At 43.1% G+C, this 14,479-nt stretch carries 11 protein-coding genes and 1 pseudogene; 8 read left to right on the forward strand and 4 right to left on the reverse strand.

Annotated features, from left to right (window positions below; all coding sequences use genetic code 11):
- Window positions 1-389 precede the first annotated feature (389 nt).
- Together LBC_RS04375 and LBC_RS04380 are read left to right on the forward strand one after the other, a co-directional pair.
- On the forward strand, window positions 390-1,007 hold the full coding sequence (locus LBC_RS04375; protein ID WP_221254881.1) for a LysE/ArgO family amino acid transporter: 618 nt from the start codon (window positions 390-392) through the stop codon (window positions 1,005-1,007).
- A 2-nt stretch (window positions 1,008-1,009) separates the two neighbouring features.
- Entirely contained in the window at window positions 1,010-1,180 is a 171-nt protein-coding gene (locus LBC_RS04380) for a hypothetical protein (protein ID WP_221254882.1), read from the forward strand.
- Window positions 1,181-1,295: 115 nt separating this feature from the next.
- Here LBC_RS04380 and LBC_RS04385 read toward each other — a convergent pair whose 3' ends face one another.
- Window positions 1,296-1,664 carry a hypothetical protein gene (locus LBC_RS04385; protein ID WP_221254883.1) on the reverse strand — a complete coding sequence of 123 codons (369 nt, stop codon included), beginning with the start codon at window positions 1,662-1,664 and terminating at the stop codon, window positions 1,296-1,298.
- A 361-nt stretch (window positions 1,665-2,025) separates the two neighbouring features.
- Here LBC_RS04385 and LBC_RS04390 point away from each other — a divergent pair, with 361 nt between their 5' ends.
- Complete coding sequence (locus LBC_RS04390; RefSeq protein WP_221254884.1) at window positions 2,026-2,610, forward strand: NAD(P)H-dependent oxidoreductase; 585 nt, start codon at window positions 2,026-2,028, stop codon at window positions 2,608-2,610.
- Between the two features lie 422 nt (window positions 2,611-3,032).
- Here the strand turns inward: LBC_RS04390 and LBC_RS04395 are convergent, their stop codons facing one another.
- Window positions 3,033-3,275, reverse strand: a complete 243-nt coding sequence (locus tag LBC_RS04395) for a hypothetical protein (RefSeq protein ID WP_221254885.1) — start codon at window positions 3,273-3,275, stop codon at window positions 3,033-3,035.
- Window positions 3,276-3,695: 420 nt separating this feature from the next.
- On the opposite strand from LBC_RS04395, the pseudogene LBC_RS04400 reads away from it, so the two are divergent.
- Both LBC_RS04400 and LBC_RS04405 read left to right on the forward strand, forming a co-directional pair.
- Window positions 3,696-3,935, forward strand: a pseudogene (locus LBC_RS04400) (DUF815 domain-containing protein); the annotation flags it as partial.
- A gap of 47 nt (window positions 3,936-3,982) precedes the next feature.
- Complete coding sequence (locus tag LBC_RS04405) at window positions 3,983-4,141, forward strand: DUF815 domain-containing protein (RefSeq protein ID WP_221254886.1); 159 nt, start codon at window positions 3,983-3,985, stop codon at window positions 4,139-4,141.
- A 398-nt stretch (window positions 4,142-4,539) separates the two neighbouring features.
- Here LBC_RS04405 and LBC_RS04410 read toward each other — a convergent pair whose 3' ends face one another.
- Window positions 4,540-4,707 carry a hypothetical protein gene (locus LBC_RS04410; protein ID WP_221254887.1) on the reverse strand — a complete coding sequence of 56 codons (168 nt, stop codon included), beginning with the start codon at window positions 4,705-4,707 and terminating at the stop codon, window positions 4,540-4,542.
- Window positions 4,708-5,096: 389 nt separating this feature from the next.
- Window positions 5,097-5,825 (reverse strand): hypothetical protein, encoded by a 729-nt coding sequence (locus LBC_RS04415; protein ID WP_221254888.1) that lies wholly within the window; start codon window positions 5,823-5,825, stop codon window positions 5,097-5,099.
- A 100-nt stretch (window positions 5,826-5,925) separates the two neighbouring features.
- On the opposite strand from LBC_RS04415, the gene uvrB reads away from it, so the two are divergent.
- The 3 genes from uvrB (at window position 5,926) to LBC_RS04430 (ending at window position 14,300) form a co-directional block, all read left to right on the forward strand.
- Window positions 5,926-7,899, forward strand: a complete 1,974-nt coding sequence (gene uvrB, locus LBC_RS04420; RefSeq protein WP_221254889.1) for an excinuclease ABC subunit UvrB — start codon at window positions 5,926-5,928, stop codon at window positions 7,897-7,899.
- Window positions 7,900-8,213: 314 nt separating this feature from the next.
- Window positions 8,214-10,292: an RNA degradosome polyphosphate kinase gene (locus LBC_RS04425; RefSeq protein WP_221254890.1), complete on the forward strand. Its 2,079-nt coding sequence runs from the start codon at window positions 8,214-8,216 to the stop codon at window positions 10,290-10,292.
- Between the two features lie 273 nt (window positions 10,293-10,565).
- Window positions 10,566-14,300, forward strand: coding sequence for a retention module-containing protein (locus LBC_RS04430; protein WP_221254891.1), 3,735 nt, complete (start codon window positions 10,566-10,568; stop codon window positions 14,298-14,300).
- The last annotated feature ends 179 nt before the right edge of the window (window positions 14,301-14,479 follow it).

The raw sequence follows: 14,479 nt of genomic DNA on the forward strand, positions 1-14,479 counted from the left end.
TGTGATTAGCTTTTGTAAAAATATGGTGTTATTTTGTTGGCTTTTTGGCAAGCTACGCAGCAGTATCGTAAGGTATTACCGCCACAAGTGGCGGCACGATTTAGCGTCTTACAAACCTGACGTAAAATATGGAGGGGGGGGGTGCCATTAGGACGCAGTCCTGGCAAGCCTACTGCTAAGCTTGTACGTCGTAAGCAACCCTGTGGTACGAGTGGTTAATAAGCTGTCCATATACATAGTGTAGGCTTGTGTCCAAAAAAAGTCCAAGCCATATAAGCCAAAAGAAGCACCGTGCTTTTTAAGGTAAATTTAATTTTTGCCTATTTCCCATTAAATTTACCAAAAGATGCTAAAATTGACCCTTTATTTCACAAGCAAAAAGGCAAAAAATGGCATTTTTAAACGGGCTTTTTCTCTCACTTTCGCTAATCGTCGCAATCAGCGCGCAAAACGCCTTTATCCTGCGTCAGGGCGTGCTTAAAAACCACGTCTTTGCCATCTGCTTGCTCTGCTTTGCCTCAGACGCACTGCTGCTATTTTTGGGCATTTACGGCGTGGGCGAGTGGCTGGCAGCTTCAAAAACTGCAAGCCTAGCCATCGCAAGCCTTGGCATAGCTTTTGTGCTTTATTATGCCTTTTTAAGCCTAAAATCAGCCCTGCGTGGGGCAAGCGGCGAGATTTTAAAAGCCCAAAAAGCCCTAAGCTTAAAGCAAGCTTTGCTCTTTTGCCTGGGCGTTACATACCTTAATCCGCAGGTCTATCTTGATACGATTTTTGTTGTGGGGGCTGCGGCACTGCCGTATGCTGGGGGCGAGAGAGCGATGTTCGCCCTGGGAGCGGTGAGCGCTAGCTTTGGGTGGTTTTTTACTCTTGGGTATTGTGCGAAGGCTCTTTCAAGCAGGCTTAATAGCCCTCGTGCGATGATGCTTCTTGATATTTTTATCGCGCTTGTGATGTGCTTTATCGCTTATGTTTTGTTTAAATTTATCCTTTCAAACTGGAGCTAGGAATGAGTGAGATTTTAGACTTTGTCGATACGCATTATGCTGAGCCTGGGTGGGTTTATACAAGCGTTAATGGGATTCACATTTTTAGAGCCGACGCTGTGAGCAAGGATAGTGTGGATATTTACGAGCCTTGCCTTTACGTTAGCCTGCGTGGGCTAAAAGCATGCAAGTAGGCGATGAGCTAGCCACTAGTGGCGGCGGACGTTTAGCTGGTTTTTGCTTTTTATGTGTATCCAGCGTATCAAAATAAACGATAAATTTATCTCTTTTGCTAGGTTAGCATAAAATCTAGCCTAGCATAAATTTATCTTTGCAGCACCTACTACTAGCGCAAAGCCCCACTTTATTATGCCATGAGAGCGTCCTATTCTCGGTGTCGTTGCAGAGGCTAGGCGCTATTGCTCTACTTAGCAGATTTTCATCTATCATATCAATTCTTATAAATATCAAAAGACTTATTTGTGCCTGTTTGTCCATGGTGTAGCCGTTTAGATAGTGCTTCAGGATGCGTCCTAGGTTCGCTTTATTTGGTGTAGTACGGTACATAAAAGCTATCCAAATGCTTCCTACAGGTGCGTTAAAAAGCTCATTGGTTGGTGCCATTACCCTATCTGCTCGTACCATTTGGGTGTGGTAGATTGAGTGATTTGGTGGCAATATGGCTCGTTTGAGAGTATAGTCGCTACAAAGTGTGCAATAAAGCCATCATCTATCACCCGCTGCTGGTTTTTTATCGTTTATTCACGTAGGGGGCGCAGGTGCAGATACTCTCAGCTTTGGTTTGCTATCCTCCTTTTTTACCTATTACGACTTTTATAGCGCTTTCTTTTGGCTAAGCTGACACAAAGCAGGGTTATATAAATACTTTTGGAATTTTCGTCATTATTTAATATCATCTTTATTATAGTGATAAAAAAGATATTGAATTTTTATAAATTTAATCTTAAAGGCTAATTAAAATAGCGTTTAAAGAGTTAATGTAAAATCTACGTTACAGAATAAATTTAAAAGGACAAAAATGAAAGTTTTTCTCATTAACGGCGGAGCGAAATTTGGCCACAGCGGCGGCGAACTAAATAAAAGTCTGCACGAGCTAGCGGAGAAAACCCTGCGTGGAATGGGGCATGAGACACTAAGTACCACGATAGAGGCGGGCTATGAGCTAGGCGAGGAAGTGGAGAAGTTTATGGCGATGGATGCGGTTATTTGGCAGATGCCAGGCTGGTGGATGGGTGAGCCGTGGAGCGTGAAAAAATACATCGATGAAGTCTTTATGGCTGGGCATAATAAAATGTGGAAAGATGACGGCAGGAGTAGAGCTATCGATCCGAGTATTGGATACGGTACTGGCGGGCTTTTGGGCGGTAAAAAACGAATGCTAAGCCTAACTTGGAATGCGCCACTTAGAGCATTTGATGATCCGACGCAGTTTTTTGGCGGAGTGGGTGTGGATGGCGTTTATCTGCATTTTCACAAGCTAAATGAATTTGTTGGCATTAGCGAGCAGTTGCCGACTTTTATCCTAAATGACGTGATAAAAGCACCAGATGTGCCTCGGTATTTTAGCGAATACGAAGCGCACCTAAGGCGAGTTTTTGCATAAATTTTAACCACTTTAGGGGTGCATAGAGGCAAAGAGCTAGCTGGTACTTGACTATTTGGGCTAGAGTGGTGCTACTAGCGGCTCATGCATCATCACTCTAGCCTCCCCTAAAACACAGGCTCAATCAAGCCAAATACCACATATAAGCTTAAAAATCGTGTTGCAGAGCGTGATAAAATGCTAGCTTGCGTGAAGTCTTATTCTTATTTGCTAGGTTGGTTTAAATTTAATTAAGCTTTTAAAGTAAGTAATTTGCAAGCTTTTACTTATTGTTTTTGGCGTTTTTTGCCACAGTTTTAAATTTGTCAAATTAACAAAACTAGCACGCAGTAGGGATTAAGTCACGTTAGTTTTAGGGCTAGTTTCTGCTGGCTTTATTTAATATTAAAGATTACTAAGTTAAAAACATCAAAATCTCCATCTTAAAATTCAAATTTACAGGATTGGGTAAGAAATTTGCAGGTTTTTTCTACCATTAAAGCGTGCTTTGATACTAAAATTTCAAAAAACCAAAGAGTAAAAACGATAACACTAATTAAAAAAGGCACCATCCCAACGACGCAGCCACCAAAGGCACTTTTTAGCGGCGATGCCACGCTAGATATGCACGTCTCGTAGCCACTTCCGCCACTCTCTCGCAACACTTTTGGTATCGCTATATTCACGTCAAAAGCCAGAACCAACTGGTACTCCCAAATGCTAATCTTAACTCAAGGTAGCGGCTACGTGTAAGAATGGGGCAAGCAGGCGGTAAAATGGGGGGCTGGAGTGTAGGTGGCTTTAGCTTTTCTTTAAATAATGGCGAGATTAATTTAGCACAAATTTGATAAAATCACGGCTTTAAAAGGGCGAAAAGCCGCCGTAAAAGCGGCTGGAAAAATCTAGGATTAAATTTAAAAAGGCTAGAAAATGGTTGATTTTGCTAAGTTTTATACTGCGGTTTTAGTGGTTGCGTGAAGTAAGCGAAATAGATATTCCGTCACTGCAAAGCCTGCTAATACACGAGAGCTTTTAGCGACAAATATGGCAGGCTTTTTAAGCGGCAAAAAGGCTCAAAATGTCCTACTCTTAGGAGCAAAGGATGTGGTAAAAGCAGTCTTTTAAAAGCGATTTTTGCCCACTTTTACGCACAGGGCTTACATGTGGTTCAGGTAGCAAAGGAGCGTCTTAGCGAGCTTGATGAACTTTTGGCGCTCCTGCGTAAAAGGAACGGTAAATTTATCATTTTTTGTGATGATTTGTCGTTTGACTTTGTCGATGAAAGCTATAAAATGCTAAAGCCACTTTTAGAAGGCGGTATCGGGCTAGTGCCAAAAACGTCCTAATCTACGCCACTTCAAACTACCTCCACCTAGTCGTCTAGCGTGCCAGGGTGGGGCTTGATGATATTTACTACGAGGTGCAGCTTAGCGAGCGGCTGAGCCTTTGCGAGAGATTTGATATGTCGCATGGCTTTTACGTGCTAAGCGTGGGCGAGTATCTGGCTATCGTGCGAGCGTGGCTGAGCGAGCCTATGGCGGAGATGACTTAACCTGCGGTCGTGGCAAGAGAGCTCATAAAATGGAGCAAAAAGCTTGAGCTAGAAGCCATCATATGCCACTTAAAGGGGTGGCAGAAGAGGCATAGTGGTAATGTGTTTTTCCTAGCTTGTGCTAGCTGGGGTGATTAAGCTCTAACCCCCACATCGCCGCAGCCTGGCAAACGCAGCGATGATAACCCCAAAGCCAGCCATAAATTTAAAAACCGCAAAAAAAACGGCAAAACAGCCTTGATTTACAAAATGCAGCAAGGCGGACAAGCCACAACGCAAACCAAACGCCAAAGCCTTATGCAGCTTGTATTACACCCAGCTTGACTGCGTAGCAAAAGCGATAAGTTACGGTACAGGAGCGTATGTAAGCTCACAAGGTGGCTTAGCAGGGCAACTGCTCACCCTTCGTGCATAAAGTGAAAACAAGGCGTAGCCGCAGTTTCTATGTGAAGCGAAACTGGACGTTGGCGAAGTATATTGCTCTGCGATATGAGCTGCATAAAAGTAGTTGTCGTTCTAAGTCCTGTAGACCTGCCGCTGCTTCCCAGATTTTTGCGCTGAGCCACTGCGAAGTGCTAAAAAATCGTGCCAACCTTGTGTAACAAGGGCTGTAATGCCAAAAGCCACTGGCACGAATTAGGGGTGCTGTGCTTGCTTTGGTACCGCTAAGGAGCAATATTTTGTTAAAACAGAGCAAAATAATTTAAAAAAGTAATGCAGGGTGATAAATTTATGCTGCATTTTGCCATTATTAAGCACGCATAAATTTGACGGCTAGAGCGTGGGCTAGTTTTTAAGCCGTCCTGCATCCAGCCAGGCAAGGATAAATAGCGCCCAAAAAAGCGTAAAACTAAAGCCATTTGGCACATCGACACCGTCTAAAAAATTTTAAAGGCAAAATCACGCAAGCAAGGACGACGATGACATGCTTGCGTGGGAGAGTTTTTGTGGCTTTTTAAATTTTTACATTTTTTAAATCTAGCCACGCAAAGATGTGTAAGATCTCGCCTAAAATGAATAAAAGCCATGCTGCTAGTATTGCTATTTCCATATTTGGATTGTCGGTTAAAGTCCCCATTGTGGCTAACTCCATAATATTTATGAGCACTATGCTTGCTATAAGCACTATTAAGGCTATCATAGCATAGGCGTAGTAGCGAAAATTCGCCACACCAGTAACATCAGATATAAGCACAAATAGGCAGTAGTAGAAAATTATAGCTAAGCCCCCAGCCACAAAAGCCAGCACAAGGCATGTAATGCAAATCGCACTAAAACCATACTTATCATAAGACACCACCGCAGCAAAAGCAAACGCAACACACAAAACCGAAGTGGATAAGAATTTTATCAAATGCCCCTTTATAGTTGGGGAATTTTTTAGGCTAGAGAGCCCTGTAAAAGCAGACAAAAGCTTGGGTGGTATGTTTGCTAAAAGTGCAAGAATGGACGAAGCTATGCCTAGGTTTGCGATGCTTTTTATCTCATTTTGCCCTGCCTTGTTTTGAGTGAAATTTAAATTTGGCTCATTTTCGCTTAGCTTTTTAGCTGGGCTAATCTGCGTCGCTTCGGTGTCATTTGGCACAAACTCGACGCCTTCATTTAAGCTCTCGCTTGCCACGCCGTCCTTTCTTTTGCCGTCTTCGCCCAAGATAGTGTCGTTATTTAGGATTTGTTCTTTCATTTTTATCTCCTTAAAAAAGTAAGCATTTATTGCATTTTTGCTTAATTTTAAAATTTAAACGACATTGGCTATAATTTAGCCAAAAAATAAAGGACGAGTTTTGTTTGATCTTGAGAGTAAATTTAAGCCAAGCGGCGATCAGGAGCGGGTGATTAGCGGGATTGTGAGCTCCATAAAGCAGGGTAATCGCTACAACACGCTCCTTGGCGTTACAGGCAGCGGAAAGACCTTTTCTATGGCAAATATCATCGCGCGGCTAAATATGCCAACTTTGATAATGACGCACAACAAATCCCTAGCCGCCCAGCTTTATAGCGAATTTAAGGGCTTTTTCCCGCACAATCACGTGGAGTATTTTATCAGCTACTATGACTATTATCAGCCTGAAGCCTACATCCCACGCAGCGACCTTTACATCGAAAAAGACAGCTCCATAAACGACGAGCTAGAGCGTATGCGACTTTCTGCTACGGCTAGTTTGCTTAGCTTTGATGACGTTATCGTGATAGCTAGCGTCTCGGCCAACTATGGCCTAGGCGACCCCAGCGAGTATCAGGGTATGGTGCAGTATCTAAGCGTGGGCGATGAGATAAGCCAAAAAGCACTGCTAAACCGCCTAGTCGATATGGGCTATAAGCGAAATGACGCCTATTTTGATCGTGGGGATTTTCGTGTAAATGGCGATGTCATTGACATTTACCCAGCCTACTGGGGCGATGAAGCACTGCGAGTTGAGTTTTTTGGAGATGAGATAGAGCGGATGTATCATTTTGAGGTGCTGGATAATAAAAAGCTAAAAGATGTGAGTAAATTTACCCTTTATGCAACAAGCCAGTTTATAGTGCGTGAGGAGCGGCTAAAGCAGGCGATAAAGGGCATTGAGGCTGAGCTTGAAAGTCGTCTGGCTGAATTTGAAGCACAGGGTAAGCTCGTCGAAGCCCAGCGGCTAAGGCAGAGAGTGGAGTTTGACCTTGAGATGCTTGGAGCAACTGGGGTGTGTAAGGGGGTGGAGAATTACGCACGCCACCTAACTGGGCAAAAAGAGGGCGAGACGCCTTTTTCTATGTTTGATTATTTTAAGCTTATGTGCGGTGGGGATTTTCTCGTTATCGTTGATGAGAGCCACGTGAGCCTGCCGCAGTTTCGTGGGATGTTTGCTGGTGATAGGAGCCGCAAGCAGACGCTAGTTGATTACGGCTTTCGCCTGCCCTCAGCGCTTGATAACAGGCCGCTTAAATTTGATGAGTTTATAAACAAAAAGGCAAACTTTGTCTTTGTCTCCGCTACGCCAAATGAGCTAGAGCTTGAGCTCTCAAAGGGGCATATTTACGAGCAGATACTGCGTCCGACTGGGCTACTTGACCCTGAGATAATCCTAAAAGATAGCGACAATCAGATAGAGACGCTTTATGATATGGCGCGCGAAACAATAGGGCGTGGCGAGCGAGTGCTGGTAACGACGCTAACTAAAAAAATGGCAGTCGAGCTAAGCCGCTACTACACCGAACTAGGGCTAAACGTGCGATATATGCACTCAGACATCGACGCCATCGAGCGAAACGAGCTAATCCGTGGGCTAAGAAGCGGCGAGTATGATATGCTAATAGGCATAAATTTGCTCCGAGAGGGGCTTGACCTGCCTGAAGTGAGCCTTGTAGCGATACTCGATGCGGATAAGGAGGGCTTTTTACGCAGCCGCACGAGCCTTATTCAGACTATGGGGCGAGCGGCACGGCACGTAAATGGGCGGGTGGTGATGTTTGCTAAGCGCATAACTGGCTCAATGCGTGAAGCTATTGAGATTACGACTGCGCGCCGAGCTATGCAAGATGAGTATAACAAAGCCCACGGCATCACGCCACGCTCCGCAAGCCGCGCGATAGAAGCGAGCCTGCACCAAGACGACGACGCACCTAGCCTAAGCAAGGCAAAAAAGCTTGAGAAAATGCCAGCTAGCGAGCGAGCTAAAATGGTAAAAGAGCTAAGAGCGCAGATGTTTGAAGCGGCTAGCAAGCTTGAGTTTGAAAAAGCGGCTGCGCTAAGAGATGAGATAGCGAAATTAAGGAAGCTTTAGGATTGCTTAAAAATCAAATTTAAAATCGCTATGATAGCTAACTGGCTTTAATTGTAGCGATTTTTGAGTTTAAAACTAGATGTATTTACTATAAATTTAATAAAAATTTATTCAAATGACTACAGTGAAACTCGCCTTAAAACGGCAAACACCACAACACAAACTATAAAAACTCCAGCTAAAATAACGTAGTCATTCATAAATTTTCCTTGATTAAGTTATCTGCCATTGTAACAAAAAATGGATTTTTTTTCAATACTTTTTAAATTTAAGCTTTTTTTAGTTAAAATTTAAACAAAAACTAGGGGGAGAACGTGGCAAATTCGATATTTATAAACCGTGAATTAAGCTGGCTTCGCTTTAACTCAAGAGTCTTAGCGCAATGCGAAAAAGAGATACCGCTTTTAGAAAAGCTTAAATTTATCGCTATTTACTCCACGAACCTAGATGAGTTTTACATGATTAGGGTGGCTGGGCTTAAGCAGCTGTTTTCAGCTGGGATAATGGCAAGCGGCGATGACGGCATGAGTCCGTTAGAGCAGCTTAAGCACATTAGAAAATATTTGCAAAATGAGCAAATTTACCTCGAGCGCCACTACCTAAATACAGTCTCAGAGCTTGCTAAAAATGGGCTTTTTATCAAAAGCTATGATGAGCTAGATGAGGCGCTAAAGGCGCGCTGTGATGAGTATTTTTTCTCAAATATTATGCCAGTTATTGTGCCTATCGCAGTCGATGCGACGCACCCATTTCCACACCTAAATAACCTTAGTTTTAGCCTTGCGGTAAAGCTACGAGACCAAGACGCCCCAGACGTGCTAAAATATGGCATGGTACGCATAAGTCGCGTGTTGCCTAGATTCTGCCAGCCTTCAGAGAATGTCTACGTGCCTATTGAAAGCGTGGTAAAGCGCCACGCAGCCGAGATTTTCCCAGGATATAATCTAATAAGCTCAGCTGCATTTCGTGTAACGCGCAACGCAGACATCGTCATTGAAGAAGAGGAGGCAGATGATTTTATGATGATGTTAGAGCAGGGGCTAAAGCTACGCCGTAAGGGGGCTTTTGTACGCATGCAGATAGAAAAAGACGCGGACGAGGATATATTAAATTTCCTAATCAGCCAGACTAAAATTTTCCATAAAGACATCTATCACTCAAATATTCCCCTTACATTAAATTCACTCTGGCAGATAGTGGGAAATAAAGAATTTAGTCATCTCTGTCTGCCACCGTATGTGCCAAAGACCCTACCGCCATTTAGCGACGAGGGTTCGATATTTGAAGCCATCGAGAAAGAGGACGTGCTAATCGTGCATCCATTTGAGAGTTTTGATCCAGTTGTAAAGCTCATAAAAGAAGCTAGCAAAGACCCAAAAACCATATCCATACGCATGACGCTTTATCGTGTAGATAAAAACTCACCCATCATTCAAAGCCTAATTGAAGCCGCAAGCGACGGCAAGCAAGTAACCGTGATGGTAGAGCTAAAGGCGCGATTTGACGAGGAGAATAACTTGCACTGGGCAAAGGCGTTAGAAAATGCTGGAGCGCACGTTATCTACGGTATCACGGGATTTAAGGTGCATGCAAAGGCAAGCCAGATAATTCGCCAAGTAGACGGTAAGCTTAAGTTTTACATGCACTTTGGCACTGGTAATTATAACGGCGGCTCGGCAAAAATTTATACCGATGTGAGCTATTTTACAAGCCGTACGGAATTTGCTGCTGATAGTACGACATTTTTCCATATTCTAACAGGCTATAATAAAAACCGCCGCCTAGACGTGCTTTCGATGTCGCCTATGCAGATAAAAGAGCGCATAATAGAAAAAATTCGCCATGAAGCCTTGCAAGGAAGCAAGGGCAGAATAATCGCTAAAATGAACGCCCTAGTCGATAGCGACGTCATACGCGAGCTGTGCGCAGCTAGCAGGGCAGGGGTACAAATTGACCTTATAGTCCGTGGTATATGCTGTCTGCGCCCAGGTATAAAAGGTAGCGAAAATATAAGGGTGCGAAGCATTATCGGTAAGTACCTAGAGCATGCGCGTATTTTGTATTTTAAACATGCAAGTCCTCAAATTTATATCAGCAGTGCCGACTGGATGCCACGAAATCTCGAGCGTCGTTTAGAGCTTATGACGCCTATTTATGACGAACGGCTTTCAAGAAAACTCTATGAAATTTTGGAGCTACAACTAAGCGATAATGAACTAGCCTACGAGCTAAAGCCAAACGCAGAGTATGCTAAAATCGTGCCAAAAGAGGGCGAAAAGAGCATAAACAGCCATGATGTTTTAGAGGAGTATATCGCTAAAATTTATCGCTCTGTTAAGAAAAATATCGACGACAAGGCACTTTTAGTAGCAAAGCTGCTAAAAGAGAGCTAACTCTCGTGCCTGTTAGCGACTAGAGGCTTGCGCTACTGGGCTGGCTTCTAGGCTTATAAATTTATTTTGCTTTTACCTTTTGCCGTTGCGGTGATTTTCTGTTGCCGATTTTTTATCCTCATATGCTCTACACTTTAAATTTATAGCGCAAAATCGTGCTATTTTTTATAAATTTTCCTAAAAAAGTATGGATTTGCCCTATGGTACAATAGCCAGCGTTTTTTTTTTTTTTTGTATTATTTGGGCTGAAAATATTTCATAAAAAGGAAAAATATGTCAGTAGGAATAGTAAAATCAATATCAGGAGTAGCGACGCTAACTCGTGCAAACGGTGCTAAAGCCGCTTTGCGTGCGGGAGAGACGCTGGAGCTTGGCGATATTATAAAAACCGACGAAAATAGCAGCGTGCAAATCACGCTAGAAAGCGGCAAAGAGATCACTCTAGCTAGCAACGACACCCTAAAAATCGACGATGCAGTCGCGGTGACTGAGAGCTTTGGTGATGAAGCGGTGGCCGATGTTACGGCGTTACAGCAGGGGCTACTAAATGGCGAAGACCTAAGCGACCTAGAAGCCACAGCAGCGGGCGGTGGCGCAGGCGCAGGTGGTGGCGATGGCGTGAGCCTAGCTGCTGCTAGCTTCGCTCAGGGCGGACACGAGAGCAATGTGCTAAGTGCTATTTCATCGCTTGGCGCGACTAGCCAAAATGGCTTTGCAGGGGCGACAAATGTCGCAGCTGGAGACGGTGCTTTTACAGCTGCAGCTACTGATAATACGACGCCAGTTAGTCCAGTAACCCCTGTAACACCAGTAAATCCACCGGTACCACCTGTTACGCCAGTCGATCCAAATAACAACAATAACAACTCAAATAATAACAATAATAACGGAAACAACGACAATGATAATGGCGGCAATAATAACAATGGTGGAAATATCACGCCACCAGTTCCACCAGTCCCATCAGTTAACCACGACCACACAGCAACTGTAACAGTACCTGAGATTACAGCTACAACTCCAAATACAGAAACTAAACGTATAACAGCTAGCATAGATGGCGGATTAAAAGATGGCGAAAGCATAACTAATCCAAAATTCGTAATAGACGGAGTAGCAAAAGACGCAAGCTACAACGAAACTACAAAAGAATACTACGTTGATGTACCTGCTGGCGATTTAAGAAAGGACGTTGATAAAAAGATTGAATTTACAGCTGATGTAAATGTAGATGGTAAAAAAGCTGGAGACACAAATGGAGAAAGCCCTGTTTATAATGCTCCTGATTATGTCCCACCAGTTAACCACGACCACACAGCAACTGTAACAGTACCTGAGATTACAGCTACAACTCCAAATACAGAAACTAAACGTATAACAGCTAGCATAGATGGCGGATTAAAAGATGGCGAAAGCATAACTAATCCAAAATTCGTAATAGACGGAGTAGCAAAAGACGCAAGCTACAACGAAACTACAAAAGAATACTACGTTGATGTACCTGCTGGCGATTTAAGAAAGGACGTTGATAAAAAGATTGAATTTACAGCTGATGTAAATGTAGATGGTAAAAAAGCTGGAGACACAAATGGAGAAAGCCCTGTTTATAATGCTCCTGATTATGAGCATACTGGCAAGCTAAAGAGCGTGAGTGTGGATACGAGCAGCGATTACGACGATAAAGCTATAAATGCTAAAGAAGCAGATAGCGGTGTACAGGTAACTATCACTGCTAATCCGTCAACAAATGGTAGCAGCAGTCTGATTAATTTTGCGCTTTATGCTAAAGGCAAAGATGGGCAGCTAGAGTTGTTAGAAGCTGGAAGTAAATTTCAAGGTAGTGGCTTGCAACAGGTAAAATCTGGTGGGAAAATAACAGTTACTCTTAGCGCGGACGATATTCAAAGACTAGGAGAAGGCGAGCATAAGAGTATTATCGCTGTTCCAGTAACAGTTAAGCATGTAAGCGGAAAGTTTGAAGTAACTCCTGTATCAGACAAAAATGAAGAAGTACCGTCTAAAGAATTCACAGTCGACACCCAAAAACCTACGCTAGAGCTAAGCGACGTAAAACAGCTAGACTACGACACAGCGAATAAAACCGTGACTCTAACTGGTAAAATCATCGGTGTTGACGGTGCAAACGGCAAGAGCGTGGACGCAGGCTCAGACATAGATGTAACTAATCCAAAAATTACAATCGGAGGCAAAGAGTACACAGTCGATGCGTATGATAAGATAACGGGCGCATTCATAGTCGACGTGCCAGCTAGCGCAGTAAGCAAGGGCAATAATAATATAGGCGCAAAAGCCGACGTAACCGACGCAGCGCATAACTTTGATACACCAAAAGCCACAGGCAGCGTAGAAATTACAGATAAGCCTATCAGCGTGCCTGAGTATTCTGTCGTCGTGGAGCAGTCTCATCAGACTGAGATAGTAAAAAATCTTGGTAAGTATACTTCGGATAACGCTCAAACTTCAAATTCAGTTACTAAGCCGGGCGCAAGCGCATATCTTGACGGCACTATCACTCAAGGCGGTAAAGACACTGCTATATATGTAACCCAGCCTGGCAAGATAGGCAGCAATCTGGCTAAGGATTTTTCATCTGACAAGGCTATATTTAACGCAAAGGGGTATGTGTACCTAGAAAAAGGCGAATATACCTTTGACGGTAGCAATGTAGGCGGTACTTATGTCTTTGCTCTTGAGACTAGTTCTGTGGACAATAAGGCTCATATAACCGGTGGTATTCCAATGCTTAGCTCTGCTGGCAACCACAACAATGCTACATTTACCGTAGGTAGGGACGGCATATTTAAGATTAAGAGTATGTTTAAAGAAGCTAATTCGGTTAGCGGTTTAGATATGGATATAATGTTTACAAAAGCCGCAAGCAATGGCGAGACTTTTCAAAATGCTCCTATCGCAAATGGTGTAAATAACACTAATTATAGTGGTGGTAGTATTAGAGATGGTGGTAATGTATTGCGTTTTATCCCAGATAGTGCTATAAGCGACAAAGAAGAATTATTGCTAAAAGAAAAAAATATATATTTAAATACCACAAATGAAGACATAACGAATTTAAAAGCTGGTAATTCTAAAATTTCATTTAAAAAAAGTGGCACACTAGAGATTATCTCTGATGAGCCTTATGCGCTTAAAGTTACTGACACAGACGGTCATACTTTAGCAAAAGATACTGTCGTAATGGTTGATAGTGTTGAGTATAAAGTTGACGAAAATGGTAAAATTTATGTTCCTACAAAATATGCCGATGATGGTAAATTTGAAAACATAACTTTCCACAAGAATGTTGATGGAGAGAACATTACCTACACCATAGACGAACTCAATCCAGAGTCAACACAAAGAGTTGACTTCAGCAACAACTTCACTCAAGAAAGCCATACTTCAAGCAAGGCACTTGAGCTTGGCGGTGAGAATAATGAGATTGAAATTTATAGCGACAATGCGAGAGTAAATGCTGGCAGTGGCGATGATACCGTGATATTAAAGTTGGACGCCACAAGCTCAAGCGATGATAGCGGTACAAAAAGCGATGACAGCATAGACTTAGCTAAGATAGCCGATAGTGTGCATAACGTAGAAAATATCGAAGTCTCAGGCGGTCAGCACCTAAGTGGTGTGAATATAGAAAGCGTTAAGGATATTTTAGACGGTAGCGACTCAGATACACTAAAAATCTCAGCTCCTAGCTCTGAAAATAGCAGCGTGCAAAACGCAGAGCAGGGCAACGCACAAAGCGGATCTGCTAGTAGCGAAAATCAAGCAATCAGCACCACTGGCAGCGAAAGCGCAGCTTCTAGCCCTGAAGCTAAGCCAGCAGGGGATAGCGGCAGCGTGAGTGTGGCTAGTGATAGCGGACTAACAAAAGCCCCAGTCCAAAGCGACAGTAAGACGACTGAATATAGCGGCGATGCGATAGTGGATAACACGACTAAGACATTTACCGTCGAAATCGACAATAGCCTGCTTTAACACACCTTACCCACTGGCGTTTTACGCTGGTGGGGTTTAAGCTTAAATCTACTTTTTTAAAATCCTAATATCTCAAAAATCACGAACGTAAAAGTTCTAATATTATTTTTAGGCTCCTTTTAAATCACAGCATAAAATTAACACCACTAATTCGTGTTGGCAACTTTTGGCATTACTGC

It is taken from the genome of Campylobacter sp. 19-13652, assembly GCF_019702925.1.
Lineage (GTDB): Bacteria > Campylobacterota > Campylobacteria > Campylobacterales > Campylobacteraceae > Campylobacter_A.

Bases quoted from the DNA above. Each gene is read 5' to 3' on its own strand.
- LBC_RS04380 (WP_221254882.1), top strand. From the start codon at position 1,010: ATGAGTGAGATTTTAGACTTTGTCGATACGCATTATGCTGAGCCTGGG.
- LBC_RS04390 (WP_221254884.1), top strand. From the start codon at position 2,026: ATGAAAGTTTTTCTCATTAACGGCGGAGCGAAATTTGGCCACAGCGGC.
- LBC_RS04430 (WP_221254891.1), top strand. From the start codon at position 10,566: ATGTCAGTAGGAATAGTAAAATCAATATCAGGAGTAGCGACGCTAACT.
- LBC_RS04375 (WP_221254881.1), top strand. From the start codon at position 390: ATGGCATTTTTAAACGGGCTTTTTCTCTCACTTTCGCTAATCGTCGCA.
- LBC_RS04415 (WP_221254888.1), bottom strand. From the start codon at position 5,825: ATGAAAGAACAAATCCTAAATAACGACACTATCTTGGGCGAAGACGGC.